Here is a 21,956-nt window from a genome sequence, read left to right as displayed (position 1 = left end):
GAGATCGCCGAACGCCTGCTGCCCCAACGCCGACAGCGGACCTGCCCCCGCGTCATCAAACGCAAGATGTCCAACTGGCCCCTCAAACGCGCCCAGCACCGCAACTGGCCACCACCAATACCGGCAACAGTCACAATCACCCAGCCGGCAACAACCTAAAGTCACCGGCATTGGGCCTAAGCCCGCTCCATCCCCGCGAAGGCGACGTCGGCGACCAGGCCGCCCCGCGCGGACCGGGCGTCAGTCACCGGGCGTTGCCGCGGGAGCGCCTGCCGTCGGCCCACCGGTCAGGTAGCGGGTGAGCATGGTGACGAGTTCGTCCTCGAACCGTGCGACGTCGACCTGGTCGGGCCCCGCCATCACCCTGTGCACCACCATCTCCACCGTGGAGACGACGAGACGGGCGGCGATGTCGACGTCCGCGACCCGCACGTCCGGATGGTTCCGGAACAGCTTCCGGGCGTAGGCGATCCTTCTCTGCTCGCTGTCGGCGACCCGCTCCAGCAACTCCGGCGCGCGGGGCCCCTGTTCCATCATCACCCGGAGCAACTGCGGGTCGTCGCCGTGGTTCGCGATCACGTTGTGCACATGGAAGCGCATGATGCCCTCGACGGACTCCGGCAGCAGTTCGTCCTGGTCCAGCGGGCCGGCGGCCATCCCGGCGTCGAGATGCCGGGTCAGCAGCTCGACCAGGATCGCATCCTTGTTCGGGTAGTACTGGTACAGCGACCCGATCGACACCCCGGCCCGCTCCGCGATCCGGTTGGTGGTCCCCGCCGCGTACCCGTACTCGGCGAAAACGCGAGCAGCGGCGTCGAGGACGCGCTGCCGAGTGAGCTCGGCCCGGACCTGACGGGGCTGTTTACGTGGCTGAAGTCCGCGGCGATCGGACGTCATGGCACCTCCTGCGGGCGGCCGTGAAAGCGAGTAGCGCACGACCTGAGTAATTGCTCACAATAGTGCCATGAACTGCGGCGATGCGGAGCCGAGCACCCGCTGCCGCGTACCGGATCCCGATGGAGGAAGGCACCATGACGCATACCCTCACGCGGCCCCGCCGGGTCTCCCTGGACGAGGTCCTCGCACGGCTCGGGCCGCCCGGGCCGATGGTCGAGGCGAAACTGAAGGATCGTATCGACGACTACTTCCGCCACTTCATCGCCCATTCGCCGTTCCTGACGATGGCCACGGCGGACGCCTCCGGGCGCGCCGACTGCTCGCCCCGCGGCGACTACCCGGGCTTCGTGAAGGTCCTCGACGACCACACGCTCGCCCTCCCGGACCGCCCCGGCAACAAGATCGCCGACTCCTTCCGCAACCTCGCCGAGAACGACGGCGTCGGCCTGTGCTTCCTGATCCCCGGCGTGCGGGAGGTCCTGCGCGTCAACGGCAGCGGCTACGTCACCGACGAACCCGATGTGCTGGTCAGGATGCGCACCGAGGCCAAGCAGCCGGAGCTCGCGATCGTCGTCGGGGTGGCCGAGGCGTACTTCCACTGTGGGCGGGCGCTGATTCGCTCCCGGCTGTGGGACCCCGACAGCCAGGCGCTCGCCGAGGGAATGCCGTCGATGGGGGAGATCGCGGCCGCGCAGTTCGGTGTCGACGTGGATGCGGGGCTCCTCGAACGGTCCCTTGAGGACGGCTACCGAAAGCTCTACTGACCAGGCGCCGCGAAGGCACCGACCCGACGCGGCGATGGGCGCCGGGAAAAGCACCGAGAAGCCTCGCACCGGCTCGCCCGACCACCGGCCCGCCCCGCCACCGGTCCGCCCGGCCACGACCAGGCCGCATCGGCCCACAGAGGAATCACCCATGCAACAGACCGTCGTCGAGCACATCGACCGGGTCGCCGAGGACGTCGTCACGCTCACCCTGCGCACCACCGCCGGGGAGCTGGCGCCCTGGGCCCCCGGCGCCCACATCGACCTGTCCCTGCCCAACTGGCTGACCCGGCAGTACTCGTTGTGCGGGGACCCCGCCGACCGGGGCGCCTACCGCGTCGCCGTCCGGTACGACCCGCTCAGCCGGGGCGGCTCGGAGTACGTCCACCGGTTCCTGCGCCCGGGCCGCCCCCTCGGCGTCTCCCTCCCCCGCAACCACTTCCCCCTCGTCCCCGCGCCGCGGTACCTCTTCCTCGCCGGCGGGATCGGGATCACGCCCCTGCTGCCGATGCTGCGCGCGGTGGCGTCCGCCGGACTTCCCGCGACCCTGCTGTACGTGGGGCCGTCGGCGGACCGGATGCCCTTCGCCGACGAACTGCGCCGCTCCCACCCGGACCGGGTGCGGATCGTGGAGACCGGAACCCAGGGAAGGCCGGACCTCGGCTCCCTCGCGGCCACGCTGGACGCCGACACCTCGGTCTACTGCTGCGGTCCCGCGGCCATGCTGACCGCGGCGGAGGCGGCGTTCCCCGCCGAACGACTGCACGCCGAGCGCTTCCAGCCGGTGGCCCGGGTCTTCGGCCCCGACACGGCGTTCGAGGCGGTCTGCGCCCGCTCCGGGGGCACCGTGGCCGTACCGGCCGACGAGTCGCTCCTCGACGCCCTCGCCCACGCCGGGCGCCCCCTCCCCTCCGGTTGCCGCGAAGGCGTCTGCGGCAGTTGTGAGATCACCGTCCTGGACGGCACACCCGAGCACCGGGACGACATCGGCGCCCCCGAGGGCCGCATGTACCCGTGCGTGTCCCGGGCCCTGTCCGCCCGGCTCGTCCTCGGCCTCTGAAAGGCACCGCAACCAGCATGCTGCCCAAAGTGCAGTCACCCAAGTCCCGGCGCATGATCACCCTGGAGGTGCGTCGGACCGCCAGAACGACTCCCAACTTCACGACCGTCACCCTGGCCGGCCCGGAGCTCGAACACCTGCTGCCGACCGGATTCGACCAGGCCGTGCGGCTGTTCTTCCCCCGCGCCGGACAGGCCGGCCTCACGATGCCCACCCTTTCCAACGAGGCCTGGATGGCGCAGGTGCTGCTCCTGCCGAAGGCCCGCAGGCCGTGGGTGCGCAACTACACCATCCGCCGGGTCCGGCCCGAACTCGGCGAACTGGACATCGAGTTCGCCCTGCACGGCGACACCGTCGCCTGCGCCTGGGCGCTCGGCGCCCGTCCCGGCGACCCGGCGGGCGTCTTCGACATGGGCCTGACCTACCTCCCGCCGCCCGACGCGGAACGACAACTGCTCGTCGCGGACGAGAGCGCCGTGCCGGCGGTCCTCGCCATCCTTGAGGACGCGCCCGCCTCCCTGGCCGCGGAGGTCTTCCTGGAGGTTCCCGAGACGGCCGACATCCGCAAGGACGTCGCCGCCCCCGAGGGTGTCCGTGTGCACTGGATCGCCCGGGACGGCTCCGCCGCTCTCCCCGGCCGACTGACACTCGACGCGGTCAAGCAGGCGGCGCTGCCGCAGGGCCGTTCCTACACCTGGGCTGCCGGGGAGTCCGGCCTGGCCACCGGGGTGCGCCGGCACCTGGTACGGGACCGGGGGGTGCCGAAGTCGGACATCGCGTTCTACGGCTACTGGCGACACGGCCGCTCCAGCCCCGGCTGAGAAGGTGTCGGGTGACAGGGCGGCTCGCGCGGTCCTGCGCTCGTCGTCGCGTGCCGACCGGCTGCACCGTCCCAGCCGGGGAGACCGTCCCCTCTCACCGCGGGCGGCCGTCGGGCGCCGGCCCCCGCCCGACGGCCGCCCGCGCCTACCCCGGTTCGACCAGCCCGCACTCGTGCGCGAAGATCACCGCCTGTACCCGGTCCCGCAGATCCAGCTTGGCCATGACCCGGCCCAGATGCTTCTTCACCGTGGGCTCCGCGAGACCGAGTACTGGGAGAGCGACCTCGAGAACCTGGCCGACACCGGGCCGCGGCCGGCCCCGGGTACCCCGCCGAGCGCCAGGCGCAGGATCTCCGTGACCGCCGCGCCGAGGTCGTGCCGGCCCACGTAGATCTTCTCGCCGGCCTACCCGGGAAGAGCGGCTCCGGTCCCCGATTCCCGCAGACAGGCGCGTGTGAGAAAGAGTGCTGTCAGCGCGGGCTGGATCGCACGCGCTGCTCCGAGGTCCGTCGAAGTCCCAGGGGCCCGAGCTCTTCGAGGAGCGCGGACCCCTGAGGTCGGACGCCTGGGCGCGTCAGGCCCCTGCCGTCCGGGCCGCGGCGGTGGCCTGGGCGTAGGCCGCGGCACGGATCTGCGAGGGACCGCAGGCCCAGACCATGATCCGGCCACCGGCCCGCGCCAGCGGCGGTCCCAGGCCGCACGGACCAACGAGGGCCGCCGGACGGCGATTTCGCCCCGGGGCCAGGACGGCAGCAGCCCGGTCGACGCGTTCGTCAGCACCCGGACGGCGGCACGCTCGCGTCTGCTGCGGCCGAAGCCCCGCAGCAGACGCAGCACGTCCAGGGCCGGTGGTGTAGCCCGCAAGTGCGGCCGGATCCCGGCCAGATAGGCTGCGACCTCGGCCCGGGACCGGGGCACCGCGCGGGCGCCCAACCGTTCGGCTACGCACGCCGCCTCGGCCAGGTAGCGGTCGCACTCGGCGGCGGACAGCGGGGCGGCGGCGAAGGCCTGGTAGCCGGTCAGGAAGCAGTACACCTCGGCGATGTGCACCCAGCGGAGCAACTCGGGATCGTCGGCGCGGTAGCGGCGGCCGTCCGGTGCCGTGCCCGTTACCCGGGGGTGGACCCGCCGAACGCCCGCGATCGCCCCGCCAGCACGCCGACCCGACGACGGACCGAACGCCCCGGGATCGGCGAGGCCGCGGGGCCGGCCAGCAGCGCTTCCGGCCCCGGACAACCGCTACCGGGCGTCCTCGGACCGCTGGTCGGGGAGACGGGAGACGATCGCGCTCAGAGCCCCGGAGTAGGTGGTCCCCAGCGCCGTGACCGTACCAGGAAACGGGCCGGAGCCGTGGCGCAGGGCGCTGACGTAGTTCTCCGGCAGCAGGACACGGTCACCGACCTCCAACCGGCCCGGGCCGCCCCAGCGGTAGCCGTAGCCGTCCACGGTCACAGCCTGCGCTCCGCGGTCCTCGAACCGGCGCTGCTGGGCGTCGAGCTGCTCCTCCAGCGTCTTGACCTTCCGCTCCAGGTGTTCGCTGTGGAGCTTGGCCGAAACCTCGGCGGATTGGCGGCCTTGGGCGTAGCCGTCGCGGTGTCCTCGCTCGTAGGCGTCGAGGAGTTGCTTCTCCAGGTCGGTGGTGTGCAGTTTGCAGGCAAAGGCGCGGCCGTAGACCTGAGACTTACACGGTGTCCCAGCCTTGGTGGGCCTGCCGCAGGGGCGGGGGTGCTGCTGATCGAACACGAGGTCCTCCCGAGGTGCTGCCGGGACGCGGGCACCGCGCAGGCGTCCTCGCCGCATCCCGCGCCCCCGTGCGATGAGGATCCTCATCATGCCTTGCCGGGCCGGCGCCGCGGGCACGATCTGGCAACATCTGCGCAGCTCAAGGCTTCTCTTCGCAAACAGATCCTGCGGTGCTCTCCAGGTCGCCGGATTCGGCGTCCACGGCCCCCTCGGGTCGCTGCCGGTGAGCATCCGCAGCGCCGCAGGATGAGGTGTCCGATGCTGGTCCCGTTGCGGGCGACTTCCTCGCAGGCGTCAGTACAGCCGCCTTCGCACTCGTCGTCTTCGAGGCGATGCGCGCGGATCGAGGCTTCCCGGTGCTCGAGCGTGTCCTCGAAGCCGCACCAGGGGACGACGGGCTGCTCATGGCTGCAGACCGGCCGCAACATCCCTGGTTCGCTGGGATTTCGAATGCCCGGCAACGCGCGGGACTCATGGCCCGGACACCACCCGGCAGCACTGACAGGTGCCCTCCGGCCATGGACGCGGCGTCAGCACCCGCCCGTCCAGGGGAGTCTGCCCTGCTCGGTCTGCCTGGGTCCACGAAGCCGACGCGGCCGACGCAGGGACGGGCAGGGCCGGCTACCGGAAGGGAACGGGAACGATATGTAGGGCGTGGAGGGGTTCCCGGGGTGTGGCGGGCAGGACCTCGAACCATGCCTGACCGTCGTCGAGGTAGCGGTCAAGGCCGGTCCAGTTGTTCCAGTGCAGGTCCACATAGCAGTCGACGGAGTCATCGGTCGCTTCGTGGTCAAGGCAGCCGCCGTGAAGTTCGAGGCGGTCCAGTGCGTGACCAGCGCCCTCCAAGTGGGCCAGGGCGGCCAGGGCCGCGCGGCGCAGCGGGCTGGTCGCAACCCAGCGCCGCTCGATGTGGCGCAGGGCCTGGGGTGAACGGGGTCGGGCGTCAGGCAGGGGGAACGCGGTGACGGTGGCGGTGACGGTGGTGCACAGGCGGTGCAGGTCGATGCGGACGGGCCGGGGCAGCAGATCGGCTATGGCCTCGTAGACGGGCAGGACGTGATCGCGCGGTGCGCGGCCGGCCGTGGGGTCGGGGCGGATCCCGGCAAGGCGCTGGCGGGCGAGGCCAACCGGTTCGCCGCAGCGCCACAGGGCGAGCAGGTCGAAGCCGTCCGCTTCGAGACTGCTGCGCATCTGGAACTGGAAGCTGACGCCGCGTCGTCGGCCGTGCAGCGCCTGCCGCATCGGCACGTAGCCGTCCTTGCCGTTGATGGTGGCGTGCAGGGAGTGCCGCAGCCAGCGGTCGTCGGTGGTGTGCTGGACGCAGACGTCGACATCGCCAACCTCGAGTGCGCCGCGGCTGTAGGACCCGAACAGGTGGATCTCCTCGACCAGCGTCAACGGCCACTGGCCTTGTTCGAGCCGGTCCAGCATCTCTTCCAGCACCATGGTCGCCTGCTCGCACTTCATCGCCCGCCCCGCCTCTCCCGGCCCCCTCACGTCCCGGCCTGACCACCGGCCTGGCCACCCTGACTCCCGTTACCGACAGCGCCGGTGGAACCTGCGGGCGCCCGACAGGCGTGGGCCGCCGGATCCCCTTCCCACAGACCCGGGCACAGAGCGCTCCTGCACAGGCTCCGCCAAGGGATGTCAACCCCCGGGTGATCCTCCGGCGGTTCCACTCCGGCGGCACGCATGACCTGGGCCGGGCTGCGGCGACCCGGCCTCGCTGCGCAGCGCCCGGGTCTGGACGGCCGCCCGCCAGGCGCCGGTTGACGGCTCGTAGTGGTCGGGGCCGGCAGGCCCCGGTGCCGTCCCGGACGGGACTTGGCCGGACTCACTCGCCCGGCATCTCCTCCGCCGTGGGCGCGCACCCGGCGCCGGTCATGACGCGCAGCAGCAGGCTGCGGAACTGGTCGCGCTCGGTTTCGGTGAGCAGCGCCAGTGTGCGGGCGTCGACGGGCTCGGTCGCCTGCTGTGCCCGGTCGAGCAACTGCACCCCGTCCTCGGTGATGTGGACCCGCTGGATGCGCCCCTGGGTGGGGTGCGGGCTGCGGCGCACCAGGCCGCGTCGTTCCAGGTCGGTGATCGCGGCGGACATGGCCTGCGCGGTGACCCCGGCCCGGCGGCCCAGTTCGGCGCCCGAGAGCCAGCCCTCGTCGGTGAAGGTGAGCTGGGCCAGGGCCGCGAGTTGGGCCTGGGTCAGCGACAGCGGTTTCAGGGCGCGTTCCACCTGCTGGCTGAGCGTGTTCGACAGCAGCCGGACCAGGAAGGCGGTGCGGGTGCGGGGTGCGACGGGGTGCGGTTCTCGGCGGGGCACTGTCTCTCTCCGGGTCATCGGCGCGGCCTTTCGGTGACCCCCGGGAACTCGAGCACGATCTGGCCGCCGACGCCTCCGGCCTCGATCCGGGTGTGGGCGGCGGCGGCCTGGTCCCAGGGGGTGGGGTGGACGAAGCCGTCCGGCGGCCGGAACCCGGCGGACACCTCGGTCCAGAGGTTATCGCGGTGCGTCCGGTTGGCGGTGCGCACGCCGACGATCGCATGGCTGTGGAGGTACAGCTGCCGGAACCGCAGTGGCACCGGGTCATCGGTGATCGCGCCGGAGACGACGACCACCGCAGCTCGCGCCAGCGCGGGCAGGTAGGCGTCCCACAGCGCCGGGATTCCGAGGTTGTCGATGACGCAGTCGATTCCGTCGTCGCCGGCGGCGGACCGGAGTCGGCCGGTCAGGTCGTGCGTGCCGGAGTCGATCGCCGCGGTCAGCGGAAGGCCCGCCAGCCGGCCCGGGTCCCGTGCGACCGCGATCACCCGGCTTCCGCGGGAGGCGGCCAGCGCGGCGACGGTCGAGCCGAGCGCGCCGCCGGCCCCGAGCACCAGCAGCGTCGTGTCCGGCCCGGCGCCGGCCACGGCCAGCTGCGCCGCGGCGACGACGCCGTTGACGGCCAGTGAGGCCGCCTGGGCCAGGGTGATCCCGTCCGGGATCACCTGGACGTTCACCGCCGGTACGGCGGTGAACTCGGCGTAGCTGCCGGGGCGGTGGATGCCGAGCAGGCGGAATGCGGGGCAGGCCTCCTCGCGGCCCTGCGCGCAGTACCGGCAGCGCCCGCAGGTCAGCGCCGAGGTGACCGCGACCCGGGCGCCGAGCAGGGCGGTGTCCACCCCCTCGCCGACCGCGTCGACGACTCCGGCGTGCTCGGTGCCGAGCACGTGCGGGAAGGTGCGGACCTGCTCGGCGAAGGGAGGCCGGCCGGCCCGCACGGCGACGTCCTTCGTGCGGGAGACCGTCGCGGCGCCGACCCGCACGCGCACCTCGCCGGGGCCGGGCTCGGGATCGGGCAGCCGCGTGGTGCGCAGTACCTCGGGCGCGCCGAACCGGTCGATCACGATCGCCTTCATCGCTGCGCTCCCGTCGGGGGGTTGGCCATCGCGCGGGCGACGGCGGGGGTGATGCCGCCGCTGGTGCCCCAGACGTCGGCGTTCTCCTGGGTGCGCGGCCAGGCGTGCGCCTGCCAGTCGGGGCCGACCTCGATCAGGTCCGAGGTGTACTCGATGACGTTGCCGACCGGATCCTGGAAGTAGCAGAAGACGTTCCCGCCCGGTCCGTGGCGGCCGGGGCCCCAGATGGTGTCGAATCCGGCCTTGCGCATCCGGCCGAGCGAGCGCATCACCTCGTCGGTGTCGCGGACCTCGAAGGCGACGTGGTTCAGCGTGGCCCACTCGCCCGGCGCCAGGACCACGCAGTGGTGCTGGGAGTTGCAGCGCAGGAAGACCATCAGGTCGTTCTCGTAGGTGTCGGAGACCGCGAAGCCCAGCACGTCGGTGTAGAAGGCCTTGGCGGCGTCCAGGTCGGGTGAGTTCAGCACGACGTGGCTGAGCCGGTCCGGGCCGAAGGCCCGGCGGGCGGGTTCGCGGTGCTCCGGCAGGCCGGTGCCGACTTCGAGTACGCGGCCCTCCGGATCGGTGAACTCGACCGTGTAGCCGCCGTCGGCCCGCACGCCGGGTTCGGTGAGCACGGCCGCGCCGGCCGCGCGGGCCTTCGCCGCGATCCGGTCGACGTCGGCGGGCGTCGCCGCGCCGAGCGCGATCCGCCCGAGCGCGCGTCCGGCGCCCGGAACCAGTCGCAGCACGTGGTGTTCGGTGCCGCGGGCCCGCAGGGCGATCCCCCCGTCCGGGGCGGTCGGGTCGGGGACCTGTTCGAGACCCCAGGTCCGCTCGTAGAAGGGCAACAGCTCCGCGGGGTCGGTGGCCGCGATGTCGATGCTGCGCAGATGGGTGATGCCGGTCATGGCCGTTCTCCTCGTTGCGCCCCCAGTAGATGTAAAGTACTTTATAAAGCAGTTGAGATTCTGGCAAGGACCGAGGAGGCCCCGGTGTCCGCAGCAACCGAGATGACGATCGAGAAGAACGTGCCGGTCCCCACCCGGGACGGCACCGTGCTCCGCGCCGACGTGTTCCGCCCCGCGCAGCCGGGCCCGCACCCGGTCCTGATGGTGCACGGCCCGTACGGCAAGGACATCCACTTCGCCGACTTCAACGCCCACGCCTACGGCCTGATCGACGAGCAGGGCCCCCACATGACCTGGGAGACGCCGAACCCCGAATGGTGGGTGCCGCGCGGCTACGCCGTGGTCCGGGTCGACCAGCGCGGCACCGGGCGCTCCGAGGGGAGGATGGCGCTGTTCTCGCCCACCGAGTGGGAGGACTACCACGACGCGATCGAGTGGGCCGGGGTGCAGGACTGGAGCACCGGGAAGGTCGGCCTGCTGGGCATCTCCTACTACGCCGTCGGACAGTGGCACGTCGCGGCGCTGCAGCCGCCGCACCTGGCCGCGATCGTGCCGTGGGAGGGCGCGGTCGACATCTACCGGGACTGGTCGCACCACGGCGGCATCCTGAGCAACCTGTTCACCGACGAGTGGTGGACCCGTCAGATCACCGGCAACCAGAGCGCCCTGCCCGCCGGCGCACCCAACCCGGAGCGTGCCGTGGAGGGCAACGCCGGGCTGCCGGGCGAGTTCCGCGAGCACGCGCTGCTGAAGGCGTACTACCGGGCCCGCGAGGTCGACCTCTCGAAGATCACCGTTCCGGTGCTGTCGTCGGGCAACTGGACCGGCTATCCACTGCACCTGCGCGGCAACGTCGAGGGCTACCTCGGCGCCGGCTCCGCGCACAAGTGGCTGGAGATCCACGACGGCAACCACTTCACGCCCTTCTACACCGAGGAGAGCCGGCTCTACCAGAAGCGCTTCCTGGACCGCTTCGTGGCCGGCGACGAAACGGCCTGGCAGGACGAGCCGCCGGTGCGCCTGACCATCCGCGACCCCCGCGGCTCCTTCGTGCGCGCCGAGTCCGAATGGCCGATCGCGCGCACCGTATGGACCCGCCTGTACCTGGACGCCGAGCGCGGCTCCCTGGACACCGAAGCACCCGCCGCCGAGGCACGCGTCGACTACCCGGCACCCACCGGCGGTGTCACGCTGTTCACCGCCCCGTTCACCGAGGACGTCGAACTCACCGGCCCGTCCGCGCTGCACGTGTGGGTCAGCGCGGACACCGAGGACATGGACCTGTTCGTCACGCTGATCGACATCGACGCCGAGGGCAAGGAGGTGACCTTCGAGGACGCCTCGGGCATCGGGAACCGCGGCCCGGTGGTGAAGGGCTGGCTGCGGGTCTCGCACCGCGAGCTCGACGAGACCCGGACCGAGCCCTACCGTCCGGTGCACCGCCACGACAGCCGCAGCCCGCTCCAGCCCGGGGTCCCGGTCGAGGCGGCGGTCGAGATCCTGCCCACCAGCAGGGTCTTCGCGGCGGGCCACCGGCTGGGGCTCGTGATCCAGGCCGCCGACCGCAGCGACCCCACCCGCTTCCGGCACGACGACCCCGTCGACCGGGCCCACGCCACGGGAACCAACACGGTGCACACCGGCGGCCGCCACCCCTCGTACCTGCTCGTGCCCGTGATCCCGCCGAAGGACTCCTGAGCCCGCAGAAAGACCCCTGGGCCCGCCGAGGCGCTCGACAGCACGGTCGGCGCGGCCGAGCGCCTCGCGCAGAGCAACCTCCGGGCCGGGTACCGGCCGGTCCCTACATCGGAACATCGGAAAGGCCCGCTCATGACCACCGACAGCCAGTTGCCCACCACCACGAAGGCGGTTCGGGTCTTCGAACACGGCGGACCCGAGGAGTTGGTCCATGCCGACTACCCGCTCCCGCCACCGGGACCCCGCGATGTCATGGTCGCCGTCGACACCGCCTCGGTCTCGGGCTGGGACCTCAAGTACCGCTCGGGGCAGCTGTCCGGGGAGCGGCTGCCCGGCCGGCGCGCGCTGCCGATGCCCCAGCAACTCGGCCGCGAGGCCGCGGGCACCGTCATGGCGGTGGGAGACGAGGTGGCCGGGTTCCGGCCGGGGGATCCCGTCGTCGCTGTGGTGCACCCGGAGAATCCGTACGCGTCGCAGACCTACCGGGGCCTGGGCAACCTGTCGACCGGAGTCGACGTGCCCGGCCACGCCGGTCTCGGCTCGTACGCGCAGTACCTGGTGCGTGATCAGCGGCTCTGGCTGCCGCTGCCGGCACACGTCGACCTGGAGCAGGCGGCGGTGCTGCTCTGGCCGTACGCGACCTCGCACCGCCTCGTTCTGGACCGGCTGCGCGTGCGGCTCGGTGAGACCGTGCTGGTGTGCGGCGCCTCCGGAGGGATGGGGGAAGCCACCGTCCGCCTGGCCCGGATGGCCGGCGCCCGGGTCGCCGTGACGACCCGGCATGCCGACAAGGCCGCCCTCCTGAAGGAGACGGGCGCGGACCACGTGGTGGTCACCGCCGATCGGGCGGCGGCTGCGGCCGAGCTGCGGGACTGGACCGCCGGGACCGGGTTCGACCACGCCGTCGACTTCACCGGTGACGCGGACCTCTTCCGACTGGCGGTCGACGCCCTGCGGTTGGGCGGCACGATCTGTCCGGCGGCCGGCAACCAGCGCACGGGCGGGTACCTGCCGCTCACGATGAGCGATCTCACCCGCTTGGAGATGACGGTCGTCGGTGTGCGCGGTGCCCGCCATCGCGATGCCCTCGACGTCCTGGACCTGCTGGCCCGGGGGCTGATCGGCATCCGGATCGCCGCACGCTTTCCCCTGTCCCAGGCCGATCGGGCACACGCGCTGCTGGAGAACAGCACCGACCTCGTGGGCCGGGTCGTCCTCAAGCCGGGGTCGTGACGCTCTCCGGGAAGTGCAGGAGTCAGGGCTGCGCCGGCCACCGCGGCGGCACCGTCCTGACGTCCTGACGTCCTGGCACGGGCTCAGCCGGGCTTACGGCCGTAGACGGGGAAGACGTTGTGCTCGCCGTAGTCCACGTCGCGCAGCTCTCGCAGGACGTCCATGTCGGCGCCGGAGACCTCGAAGCCGACCTGGGCGTTGGAGCGCATGTGCTCGGGGTTGGCCGTCTTGGGCAGCGACACCGTGTCCAGTTGCAGGGTGTAGCGGATGCACGATGCCGGCGGGGACGCCGTGTGCGGAGCCTACGGACCGCCGGGGACGTCCTGCTCGGGTCCGCCGTCGCGGCCGGCGGGGCGCGGGCATGCGGGCGGGGGGTACCCGCCCGCGGTGACCATGCCCGTCTCGTAGGCGATGGCGACCATCTGGGCCCGGTCGTGGGCGTGGAGCTTGGCCAGCAGCCGCCGCACGTGCGTCTTGACGGTCGCGACGCTCAGCCCCAGGTGCGCGGCGATCGCGGGGTTGGGCAGCCCCCGGGCCACGAGCAGGAGGACCTCCCGTTCCCGCGGGGTCACGCCCGCCGGCTCCGGGGCGGGCCGCGGGTACGGCTCGCGGCGTGCGGCGAACTCGCGGATCAGACGGCGGGTGACGGCGGGTGCAAGCAGGGCGTCGCCGGCGGCGACCACCCGCAGGGCCGTCAGCAGGTCGGCGGGCAGGATGTCCTTCAGGAGGAACCCGCTGGCCCCGGCGCGCAGTGCCGCGTACACGTACTCGTCCAGGTCGAACGTGGTGAGGACCAGCACGCGGGTACCGGCGGCGTCCGGGTCCGCGCAGATGCGCCGGGTCGCCTCCAGGCCGTCCATCCCCGGCATCCGTACGTCCATCAGCACCACGTCGGGCCGCAGCCGCAGGGCGAGTTCGACGGCCTGCCCGCCGCCGGCGGCCTCGCCCGCGACGGTGAGGTCCGGCACGCTCTCGATCAGCAGCCGAAAGCCCGTGCGCAACAGCGCCTGGTTGTCGGCGATGAGGACCCGGACCGGCCGGTTCACCGTGCCGCCTCCGGTGCGCAGGGCAGGCGCGCGTGCACCCGGAACCCACCCGCCGCCAGGGGTCCGGCCGAGAGGGTCCCGCCGCACATCGCCGCCCGTTCCCGCATCCCGACGAGCCCGTGCCCGCCACCGGAACTCCTGGACGGCACCCGGAGCGGTAAACGGGACGGTAAGCGGGACGGGGTCCGGAGCGGTGCGTCGTTGACGACCTCGACCTCCACCGCCCCGGGGCCCGTCCGGGACAGGCTCACCCGGCAGGGCGCCGATCCCGCGTGCCTGACCGCGTTGGTGAGGGCCTCCTGGACGATCCGGTAGACCGCCAGCTCCACCCCCGGGGGCAGCGGCGGACCCGGGTCGACGGACAGCTCCACGCGCGGGCCCGCACCGGCCGCGAGCGCCGGCAGGTCCGCCAGGCCGGGGGCGGCCCCCAACTCGGCTCCGTCACCGGGCGATCGCAGGACGCCGAGCATGCGGCGCATCTCGGTGAGCGCCGTGCGGCCCGCCGACCCGACCAGTGCGAGGGTGCGCCCGGCCTCCTGCGGGTCGCCGGAAGCGACCACGCAGGCCACCTCGGCCCGGACCGCGATGACCGTCAGGTGATGGGCCACCACGTCGTGCAGCTCGCGGGCGATCCGCAGGCGCTCGTCCGTCACGGCCTGCCGGGCGGCGAGTTCCGCGTACGAGCGCTGCTCCCTCAGCGCGGTGCCCACCAGCCAGGGCAGGGTCATCATCAACGACGCGAAGACGACGCCCCCCGCGGCCCCAACGGCAACTGCGGCCCCGGAGGCCGGCACCGGGACCGGCCGCGGTGCCAGGGCCGTGGCCGCCGCGACGGCGCCCAGCGAGCAGCCGAGCGCCGTCACGGAGCGGCCCCGGGCCTCCCGCGCCCCCACCGTGTACAGGACCGCCCCGACGGGGAGCCAGAACTGCTCCCATCCGGTGAACGCCAGGGCGAGGACCGCTCCGGCCAAGACCGTGTACAGCACCCGGACGGGCCGCCTTCGCCGCAGCGCGACCGGCAGCCACACCGCCGCCGCCACGGCCCCCGCCACCCAGCCGCCGCGGTGCGTCTCGCCCGCGCCGAACGCCAGGGCCAGGAGCACGGCCGCGACCGTGTCCACGCCGTGCCACTGCCCGTCCCGCAGACGCCCGGCCACCAGCGGCCGTGACTGCCCATCACCCATGCCCGCCACGCTATCCAAGCGGGGCCCGGGGCCCGTCAGCCCGCAGGACGTCATCCCACGGGCGGAGTCATCCGCGCGGCCGATGCCCGCCCTACCCTCCTGGGCTGACACCGGGCTCCTCCCCGCAGGCGAAGCCGCCGGGCCCGCCGGGCGCGACAGTGGAGCGCATGAACCGGAGAACTCTGCTGTCCTCGTGCACCGCACTGGTCGCCGCCACGGCCCTGGGCCCGCTCGCGCCGGCGGCCGTCGCACGCCCGGCGGCCGTCGCACACCCGGGGCAGGAGGAACCCGTGCGGTTCCAACTGCCCGCCCCCGACGGGCCGTACCCGGTGGGCACGGTCGCGCTGCACCTGGCCGACACCGCGCGGCCGGACCCCTGGGTGCCCTCCCGCCCCTGCCGCGAGCTGATGATCAGCATCTGGTACCCCGCCCGCGGCGGCACGGCCCGCACCACCGCGCCCTGGATGCCCGCCGCCGCGGCCGACCGGTACCTGGACCTCCTCGGCGTGCCCCCCGGCCGGGTACACCTGGGGAACACCCACGGCCACCAGGGCGCCCCCGTCGGCGGCCCGCCCGGCCCCCTGCCGGTCGTGCTCTACTCCCCCGGCGCCGACGCGTCGCGCTCGTTCGGCACCGGCGTCGTGGAAGACCTCGCCAGCCACGGCTTCCTGGTCGTCACCGTCGACCACACCTACGACGCGGCGGCGGTCGCCTTCCCCGGCGGACGCGTCGAGACGAGCCCACCCGGCGGCATCGGCGACTCCGCCAAGGCCCTCGCGGTCCGCACCGCCGACATCCGCTTCGTCCTGGACCGGCTCGCCGTCCTGTACTCGGGCGGCCACCCCGGCGCCCGCCCCGCCCCGCTGCCCGCCGGCCTGCGCCGGGCACTGGACCTGCAGCGCGTCGGAATGCTCGGCCACTCCCTGGGCGGCGCCACCACCGCCGCGACCATGCACACCGACCGACGGATCACGGCCGGAGCGAGCCTGGACGGCGGCGCGGCCGGCCCCGTCGTCACCGCCGGACTCGACCGCCCGTTCCTGGTCGTGGACACCCCGGGCAAGGGCGGCATGGACAACAACCCCGCCCTGCGCACGTTCTGGTCGCACCTGCGCGGCTGGCGCCTGCACCTGACCGTACGGGGAGCCGCACACCAGTCCTTCGGCGACGACGAGCTGATCCTGCCGCTGATCGCCCCGCTCCTGGGCATGTCACCGCCCGACCTGGAGGACGAGGTCGGAACGATCCCCGGCCACCGGGCACAGGCCTTCCAACGCGCCTACCCGCGCGCCTTCTTCGACCTCCACCTCCGCCACCGCGGACAGCTCCTCGACGGCCCCTCCCCCGACTTCCCCGAGGTGGCCTACGCCCGGTGAACGCCCCGGCTCCGCTCCCGGCCGCCGAGCGCGCCTGGGCGGCCGGGACCTCTGGGACCTCGACCACGGGGAACTCGACCACGGGGAACTCGGCCGCCTCACGTGCGGTCGCGAACGACCAAGTCCCGCCCGAGGCGTCAGAATCGGCGACTTCCGCTGGGTCGCCGAGGTGCTCAACCACGTGGTGTTCGCTCAGCCGGACCACGAGGCCGCGCGGGAACTGCTCGCCGACACCTACGAGCAGCTCGGCTACGGTGCGGAGAACGGCACCTGGCGCTGCGCCTACCTCTCCGGAGCGTACGAGCTGCGCCACGGCGGCTTCGGCACCCCCGTGTCGCCCGTCACGCCCGACGTACTCGCCCAGCTCACACCGGAACAGGTGCTCGACGCCCTCGCGGTCCGCGTGAACAGCCGGCACTGCTGGCGCGAACACCTCGCACTCGACCTCGACCTGACCGACACCGGCACCCGCTACCGCCTGGTGCTGCACAACGGAGTGCTGACCTGCACCGCCGCCGCGCAGACGGCCCCTGCCGACGCCGTGCTCCACCTACCGGCTACGGCGCCACCCGCCATCGCGACCGGCGGAGCGGATCCCACCGCCCTCGGCGAGACGACGCCGACGCCGGTCCGCCTCCACGCCCCCGGCGCCGATCCCGACGCGGAGGGCGGGGCGGTCGTCCGGGCCGACGCTCAGGTGCTGCCACGATGGGTCCATGAACATGCAGGAAGCCGGCGGGTTGACGGTGCGCACGGCGGATCCCCCCGCGCGCACCAAGCGGCAGGAGGCGGCAGGGCTCCCGCCCCGGGTGTTCCGGGATCACCGACCTGGGGCGTTCGGCATGACCATCGGTCAGATCGGCGTCCTCTGCCTCGATCGTGCCCGGCGTCCGCCGGCCGGACTCGAAGCCGGCGGACGGCGGGCACGGCCGCGGCGCGCGTGCCGTAGGGCCCGGGCGGGCGCTACGCGGGGCCGCCGCCAGCCACCGCCGGGCGGCCGCGCAGCAGGGCCCGGGTGGGCAGGCCGGTCGCGGCGAGGCAGAGCAGCACGGCGCCGGCGGCGAGCGGGAGCGCCAGGCCCGGCGGGACGTACGGCGAGGTGCCCGCGACGGCCCGGGTGACCGGCACGAGGGTGAGCCAGGAGATGACCGCGCCGATCGCCAGGCCGGTGGCGGCGACCAGCAGGGCCTCCCAGCGCATCATCGAGCGCACCTGGCGCCGGGTGGTGCCGGCCAGGCGCAGCAGCGCGACCTCGCGGCGCCGGTCGAGTGCGGTCATGACCAGGGTGTTGGCGGCGGTGATCGCGGCGAAGCCGCCGAGGACGGCGGCCATCACGGTGTTGGCCCAGGCGTTGAGTTCGGTCATCAGGTCCGCGTGGGCGATGAAGGCGGCCCGGTCGGTGACGGTGGCGCCGTCGGCCAGTGCGCGCAGCTGGGCGGCCACGGCGGCGCGGTCCGCGTCCGGGCGGTCGGTGACCAGGACCTGGCTGTCGTAGCCGGCGCTGACGTGGGCGGCCACGGCGGCCCGCGGCAGCAGGGCCCGGCCGAAGCCGAGCCCGCGCTCGTAGGTGGCGACCACGGTGGGGTGCGCGGTGGTGCCGTCGCCGAGCCAGATCGGTACCCGGTCGCCGACCCGGGCGTCCATCGCGTCGGCCAGGCCGGTGTCCAGCGCGACGGTGTCGGCGGTGCGGCCGAGGTCGGCGAGCGAGCCCTGCCGTACCCCGAGGTCGAGCACCTTGGACAGTGCCGCCGGGTCGCCGTCGAGGCCCAGCGCGGTGGCGGTGCCGATGGCCTTGCTGCTGCTGTAGAGCACCGAGGTGCGCAGGACGCCCACCGCGGCGTCCACGCCCGCTACGCCGGCCGCCCGTTGGGCGGTGCCGGGGGGCAGGCCGGGGCTGTGGTCGGCGGGGGCGAGGACGTGCTCGGCGGTGATGCCGCTGCGCACGTTCTCGCCGCTGACGTGGCTGATCGTGCTCTGGATGAAGAGCAGGGTGCCGCAGAACGCGGTGACCAGGACGATCGGGGTGATCGCGGAGGCCAGGCGGCGGGCGTTGGCCCGGGTGTGGTCGGCGGCCAGGGAGCCGGGTGCGCCGCCGGTGCGCAGGGCCGGGCCCAGGGCGGCGGAGGCCAGGCGGGCCACCCAGGGGCCGAGCAGGGCGACGGCGATCATGAAGCAGATGACGGTGCCCTGGGCGCTGGCGGCGGCCTTCGAGCCGTCCAGGGCGGAGCTGAGGACGGCGGTGGTCACGCCGCCGGCGGCCAGGAGCAGGCCGAACGCGGTGCGCACCACGCCGGGCAGGCCGGGTTCGACGGCGGCCTGGCCCAGTGCCTGGCCCGGGCGCAGCTTGGAGGGGCGGCGGGCGGCCAGGAAGCCGGCGGTCAGTGCGGACAGGGTGCAGGTGAGGACGGCGGCGAGCATCGGCAGCGGGCCGATGTCGAGGTGGATGCCGGCCGGGATCGCGCCGCGTGAGACCAGTGCGTCGAACCACCAGCGGGCGAAGGCGAGTCCGGGCAGGATGCCGAGGGCGGCGGCGAGGGGGGCGACGAGCGCGGCCTCGGTGGCGATGGTGCGGCGGATCTGTCGCGGGGTGGCGCCGATGGCGCGCAGCAGGGCGAACTCGCGGGCGCGCTGGCCGGTGGCGAGTGCGACGGTGCTCAGGACGACGAAGATCGCGGTCATGGCGGCGTAGGCGCCGAAGCTGCCGCCGACGGCGTAGAGGAGTTCGCGGGCCAGGCCGAGGGAGGGCTGTTCGGCGGCGGCGCGGTCGTCGCCGGTGAGGACGTCGGCGCCGGTTCCGACGGCCTGGCGGACCTGGGCGGCGAGGTCGGTGGTGCTGGTGCCGGGGCGCGGCTGTACGGCGATCGCGTCGATCAGGCCGGGGTGGCCGCCGAGGCGGTCGGCGGTGGGGGCGGCGAACCAGGCGGTGGGGCCGGTGGGTTGGGCGGCGGCCAGGCCGGCGAGGCGGTAGGTCGCGGTGGCGCCGGGGGCGGTGAGGGTGAGGCCGGCGCCGGGTGCGAGGTGGGCGGCGTGCGCGGTGTCGGTGTCCAGGACCACTTCGTCGGGGCCGGGCGGGTGGCCTTCGAGGAGGCGGTCGGCGGGGCCGGCGATGCCGAGGGCGGCGAAGTCGCGGCCGGTGAGCGCGGGGTGGCCGTCGGCGGCGGGGAGGGGGAAGGCGCTGTCCGGGCGGGCTGCGGCGACGCCGGGCAGGGCGGCGATCGCGGCGACGGTCGTGGCGTCCAGGCGGGCGCGTTCGGACAGCGGGGTGCTCTGGGCCTGGGAGGTCTCCCCGCCGGCCGTGAACGTCGTGCGGACGGTGGTGTCGCCGGCGACGAGGACGGGTGTGTTCGCGTACCGGGCGGGTGGGAGCTTGGCGGTCAGGCCGGTCTGCAGGAGCAGGCCGCAGGCGGTGATGACGGCGGAGCCGAGGAGCAGGGCGATCAGGGTGCCGGCGAAGGACGCGGGTCGGAACCGGATCGAGGCGCGGGCCAGGCCGTTGGTCATGCCGTGGCTCCCAGCGGGGCGGCCTGGCGCGCGGTCAGGCCGGTCAGGGCCGTCGGGGCGGGCTGGGCGGTCGGGGCGGGCTGGGTGGTGCGGGCGGTCAGTGCGGCCAGGTGGTCGGCGACAGCCTGGGGGGTGGGGCGCTCCAGCCGGTCGGCGAGCGTGCCGTCGAGGAGGAAGAGGGTCTGGTCGGCGGCCGAGGCCGCCACCGGGTCGTGGGTCACCATGACGACGGTGGCGCCCAGGGCGTCCACCGCGTGCCGCAGCAGGCCGAGCACCTCGTGGGCGGTGCGGGTGTCCAGCGCGCCGGTGGGCTCGTCGGCGAAGACCACGTCGGGGCGGGTGATCAGCGCCCGGGCGATGGCCACGCGCTGCTGCTGGCCGCCGGAGAGCTGGCCGGGGCGCCGGGCGTGGTGCTCGCCCAGGCCGACCTGGGCGAGCAGTTCCCGGGCCTGCCGGGTGTCCTGGCGCCGGCCGGCCAGGCGCAGCGGCAGCAGCACGTTCTGCTCGACGGTGAGCGAGGGGAGCAGGTTGAAGGACTGGAAGACGAAGCCGATCCGGGTGCGGCGCAGCCTGGTGAGCTGGTTCTCGTTGAGGCCGGTGATGTCCTGGCCGCCGAGGCGGATCTCGCCGGAGTCCGGGCGCTCCAGGCCCGCGGCGCACTGGAGGAAGGTGGACTTGCCGGACCCGGAGGGGCCCATCACGGCGGTGAAGGTGCCGTGCGCGAGGGCGAGGTCGATGCCGCGCAGGGCGTGGACCGCGGTGCGGCCGCTGCGGTAGGTGCGGTGGACGCCGCGCAGGTGGATGGCGGGGGCCGTGGTCGGGTCGTTCGGGATCGTGCTGGGCTCGGGCGAGCGGCGTGCCATCGTGGGGCCTTCCTGCATGAAGTCGTCGGTGTGATCCACGCTAGGAAGTCGGGTGCAGGCGAACCATGGTGGCCGCTGGTGGGGTGGGGGTGGGGATATCCCCACCGGTCGGAGCCCGGCGGTCGGGGCGTCGACGGGGACGGCGGTGTGCGTGAGGCTTCGGCACCTGAGCGGACTTGACGGTGTACCGGCTCACTGCCGACGGGTGGAGCGAGCGCGGTTCGGCCCCCGGGGCGGGTCGCGGCGGCGGTCGGCACCGCCGACGCCCGATCGACTTCGTTGCCGGAAGGCGGACTTGGCCCGGACCCCGCCGTCGAGGTCCTGGATGACGTGGTTGCCGTCCACGTTCTCGATGGTGGTGGGTGACGCTGTGTGGGGTCGGCCCCCGTCCGACCATCGCGTACACGAACCGGCTGCGCCGCCGGAGGACGCCGTGGCGGTGAGGTGGCTCCGGGGGAGCGGCGCCCTGGTCGGCAGGAGGTGGCCGGCGGTGCGCGCGGGTCATCCGCCCGGGCGGATCCACCTGCGGGCGAGTTCGGCGACCCAGGTGGCGGCCTCGCCGGGAGCCGCCGGGGGCGCGGCGACGACGACGAGTTCGGTGACGCCCGCTGCGGCGAGCCCGGGCAGGTCTTCCGGGGTGGCGTCGCTCGGCGCGACGGCGACCGTGAGGTCCCCGACGGCGCGGCCGCGGCGGGCGCACGCGTCGGCCAGGACGGCGACGCGTGCCGGGATGTCGGCCACGGGCACGTTGAAGCCGTACCAGCCGTCGGCGAGGGCCGCCGCACGGCGCAGCGCGGCGTCGCCGTTCCCGCCGACCAGGACCGGCAGCCGGGCGCCGCGCAGCGGCTTGGGGTTGACCCGGATCGCGTCGAAGCGGGTGAACTCCCCCGCGAAGGAGGCCGGGTCGTCGGCCCAGAGGGTGCGGATCGCGGCGAGGTACTCGTCGGTGCGGCGGCCGCGTGCGGCGAAGGGGACGCCGAGCGCGGCGAACTCCTCGGCCGACCAGCCGACTCCGACGCCGAGGCCGAAGCGGCCGGCGGACAGGACGTCGAGGGTGGCGGCCTGCTTGGCGACCACGACGGGGTTGTGCTCGGGCAGCAGGAGCACGCCGGTGGCGAGTTCGATCCGGCTGGTGACGGCCGCGGCGAAGCCCAGGGCGAGCAGCGGGTCCAGCCAGTCCGCGTCCGCGGGGACGGCGATCCGGCCGTCCGCGGAGTAGGGGTAGCGGGAGTCGGGCTCGTCGACGAGGACCACGTGCTCGCCGCACCACAGCCGCGCGAAGCCGTGCGCCTCGGCCGCCACCGCCACGGCCCGGATCACCTCCGGCCGGGCGCCGTCGCCGATGCCGAGCGCGTGCAGGCCCACCCGCATGCTCCACCTCCTGGCGTCGACCCTAGATGAGTGATGCGAAGGGTTAGTGGTCGTAGGCGGTCAGTGAGCGCATGACGGGCTGGCCGGTGTGGTCGTTGTGCCAGATCGCGCAGGTC

21 protein-coding genes and 1 pseudogene are annotated in these 21,956 nt (G+C 73.9%); 7 read left to right on the top strand and 15 right to left on the bottom strand.

The genetic code is table 11. From position 1 onward, the window contains the following. Nucleotides 1–240: 240 nt before the first annotated feature. A complete protein-coding gene (locus ACIQVZ_RS39700) occupies nucleotides 241–897 on the bottom strand; it encodes a TetR/AcrR family transcriptional regulator (protein WP_402457218.1) in 657 nt (218 codons plus the stop codon). Nucleotides 898–1,031: 134 nt separating this feature from the next. On the opposite strand from ACIQVZ_RS39700, the gene ACIQVZ_RS39695 reads away from it, so the two are divergent. From ACIQVZ_RS39695 to ACIQVZ_RS39685, 3 genes are all read left to right on the top strand, one after another. Next, nucleotides 1,032–1,661: an MSMEG_1061 family FMN-dependent PPOX-type flavoprotein gene (locus ACIQVZ_RS39695; RefSeq protein WP_402457216.1), complete on the top strand. Its 630-nt coding sequence runs from the start codon at nucleotides 1,032–1,034 to the stop codon at nucleotides 1,659–1,661. 151 nt (nucleotides 1,662–1,812) lie between these two features. Next, on the top strand, nucleotides 1,813–2,721 hold the full coding sequence (locus tag ACIQVZ_RS39690) for a PDR/VanB family oxidoreductase (RefSeq protein WP_402457213.1): 909 nt from the start codon (nucleotides 1,813–1,815) through the stop codon (nucleotides 2,719–2,721). A 17-nt stretch (nucleotides 2,722–2,738) separates the two neighbouring features. Further along, on the top strand, nucleotides 2,739–3,542 hold the full coding sequence (locus tag ACIQVZ_RS39685; protein WP_402457210.1) for a siderophore-interacting protein: 804 nt from the start codon (nucleotides 2,739–2,741) through the stop codon (nucleotides 3,540–3,542). Between the two features lie 145 nt (nucleotides 3,543–3,687). On the opposite strand, the pseudogene ACIQVZ_RS39680 reads toward ACIQVZ_RS39685, so the two are convergent. The 7 genes and pseudogenes from ACIQVZ_RS39680 to ACIQVZ_RS39650 form a co-directional block, all read right to left on the bottom strand. After that, a pseudogene (locus tag ACIQVZ_RS39680) lies at nucleotides 3,688–3,810 on the bottom strand (LuxR C-terminal-related transcriptional regulator); the annotation flags it as partial. 137 nt (nucleotides 3,811–3,947) lie between these two features. After that, nucleotides 3,948–4,778 (bottom strand): oxygenase MpaB family protein, encoded by an 831-nt coding sequence (locus ACIQVZ_RS39675; protein WP_402457207.1) that lies wholly within the window; start codon nucleotides 4,776–4,778, stop codon nucleotides 3,948–3,950. 3 nt (nucleotides 4,779–4,781) lie between these two features. Next, nucleotides 4,782–5,285: a hypothetical protein gene (locus tag ACIQVZ_RS39670; RefSeq protein ID WP_402457204.1), complete on the bottom strand. Its 504-nt coding sequence runs from the start codon at nucleotides 5,283–5,285 to the stop codon at nucleotides 4,782–4,784. 621 nt (nucleotides 5,286–5,906) lie between these two features. Continuing rightward, on the bottom strand, nucleotides 5,907–6,752 hold the full coding sequence (locus ACIQVZ_RS39665; RefSeq protein WP_402457201.1) for a hypothetical protein: 846 nt from the start codon (nucleotides 6,750–6,752) through the stop codon (nucleotides 5,907–5,909). Nucleotides 6,753–7,119: 367 nt separating this feature from the next. Next, on the bottom strand, nucleotides 7,120–7,602 hold the full coding sequence (locus ACIQVZ_RS39660) for a MarR family winged helix-turn-helix transcriptional regulator (protein WP_402457200.1): 483 nt from the start codon (nucleotides 7,600–7,602) through the stop codon (nucleotides 7,120–7,122). Between the two features lie 14 nt (nucleotides 7,603–7,616). Then, complete coding sequence (locus tag ACIQVZ_RS39655; protein ID WP_402457197.1) at nucleotides 7,617–8,678, bottom strand: alcohol dehydrogenase catalytic domain-containing protein; 1,062 nt, start codon at nucleotides 8,676–8,678, stop codon at nucleotides 7,617–7,619. Beyond that, nucleotides 8,675–9,568: a VOC family protein gene (locus tag ACIQVZ_RS39650; protein WP_402457194.1), complete on the bottom strand. Its 894-nt coding sequence runs from the start codon at nucleotides 9,566–9,568 to the stop codon at nucleotides 8,675–8,677. The genes ACIQVZ_RS39655 and ACIQVZ_RS39650 overlap by 4 nt, the downstream gene beginning before the upstream one ends. An 84-nt stretch (nucleotides 9,569–9,652) precedes the next feature. Here ACIQVZ_RS39650 and ACIQVZ_RS39645 point away from each other — a divergent pair, with 84 nt between their 5' ends. Together ACIQVZ_RS39645 and ACIQVZ_RS39640 are read left to right on the top strand one after the other, a co-directional pair. Then, entirely contained in the window at nucleotides 9,653–11,266 is a 1,614-nt protein-coding gene (locus ACIQVZ_RS39645; protein WP_402457191.1) for a CocE/NonD family hydrolase, read from the top strand. A 132-nt stretch (nucleotides 11,267–11,398) separates the two neighbouring features. Next, a complete protein-coding gene (locus ACIQVZ_RS39640; protein ID WP_350878526.1) occupies nucleotides 11,399–12,499 on the top strand; it encodes a zinc-binding alcohol dehydrogenase family protein in 1,101 nt (366 codons plus the stop codon). Nucleotides 12,500–12,582: 83 nt separating this feature from the next. Here ACIQVZ_RS39640 and ACIQVZ_RS39635 read toward each other — a convergent pair whose 3' ends face one another. The 3 genes from ACIQVZ_RS39635 to ACIQVZ_RS39625 are packed head-to-tail and all read right to left on the bottom strand — an operon-like array spanning nucleotide 12,583 to nucleotide 14,729. Beyond that, entirely contained in the window at nucleotides 12,583–12,741 is a 159-nt protein-coding gene (locus ACIQVZ_RS39635; RefSeq protein WP_402457188.1) for a hypothetical protein, read from the bottom strand. 60 nt (nucleotides 12,742–12,801) lie between these two features. Continuing rightward, the gene (locus ACIQVZ_RS39630) at nucleotides 12,802–13,545 is read right to left on the bottom strand and encodes a response regulator transcription factor (protein ID WP_350878528.1); all 744 of its coding nucleotides are present in this window, start codon (nucleotides 13,543–13,545) and stop codon (nucleotides 12,802–12,804) included. Further along, entirely contained in the window at nucleotides 13,542–14,729 is a 1,188-nt protein-coding gene (locus tag ACIQVZ_RS39625; RefSeq protein ID WP_402457185.1) for a sensor histidine kinase, read from the bottom strand. The genes ACIQVZ_RS39630 and ACIQVZ_RS39625 overlap by 4 nt, the downstream gene beginning before the upstream one ends. Nucleotides 14,730–14,896: 167 nt before the next feature. On the opposite strand from ACIQVZ_RS39625, the gene ACIQVZ_RS39620 reads away from it, so the two are divergent. Beyond that, nucleotides 14,897–16,105 carry an alpha/beta hydrolase family protein gene (locus tag ACIQVZ_RS39620; RefSeq protein ID WP_402457182.1) on the top strand — a complete coding sequence of 403 codons (1,209 nt, stop codon included), beginning with the start codon at nucleotides 14,897–14,899 and terminating at the stop codon, nucleotides 16,103–16,105. Nucleotides 16,106–16,286: 181 nt separating this feature from the next. Then, the gene (locus ACIQVZ_RS39615) at nucleotides 16,287–17,054 is read left to right on the top strand and encodes an alkyl sulfatase C-terminal domain-containing protein (protein ID WP_402457179.1); all 768 of its coding nucleotides are present in this window, start codon (nucleotides 16,287–16,289) and stop codon (nucleotides 17,052–17,054) included. 14 nt (nucleotides 17,055–17,068) lie between these two features. Here the strand turns inward: ACIQVZ_RS39615 and ACIQVZ_RS39610 are convergent, their stop codons facing one another. From ACIQVZ_RS39610 to ACIQVZ_RS39595, 4 genes are all read right to left on the bottom strand, one after another. Continuing rightward, nucleotides 17,069–19,606, bottom strand: a complete 2,538-nt coding sequence (locus ACIQVZ_RS39610) for an FtsX-like permease family protein (RefSeq protein WP_402457177.1) — start codon at nucleotides 19,604–19,606, stop codon at nucleotides 17,069–17,071. Next, entirely contained in the window at nucleotides 19,603–20,469 is an 867-nt protein-coding gene (locus ACIQVZ_RS39605; protein ID WP_402457221.1) for an ABC transporter ATP-binding protein, read from the bottom strand. The genes ACIQVZ_RS39610 and ACIQVZ_RS39605 overlap by 4 nt, the downstream gene beginning before the upstream one ends. Before the next feature lie 192 nt (nucleotides 20,470–20,661). Further along, complete coding sequence (locus tag ACIQVZ_RS39600; RefSeq protein WP_402457174.1) at nucleotides 20,662–20,814, bottom strand: hypothetical protein; 153 nt, start codon at nucleotides 20,812–20,814, stop codon at nucleotides 20,662–20,664. Between the two features lie 156 nt (nucleotides 20,815–20,970). After that, complete coding sequence (locus ACIQVZ_RS39595) at nucleotides 20,971–21,840, bottom strand: LLM class F420-dependent oxidoreductase (protein ID WP_402457172.1); 870 nt, start codon at nucleotides 21,838–21,840, stop codon at nucleotides 20,971–20,973. Nucleotides 21,841–21,956 lie beyond the last annotated feature (116 nt).

It is taken from the genome of Kitasatospora sp. NPDC098663 (genome assembly GCF_044760075.1).
Taxonomy (GTDB): domain Bacteria; phylum Actinomycetota; class Actinomycetes; order Streptomycetales; family Streptomycetaceae; genus Kitasatospora.
This window is presented reverse-complemented; position numbering and strand designations above follow the sequence as displayed.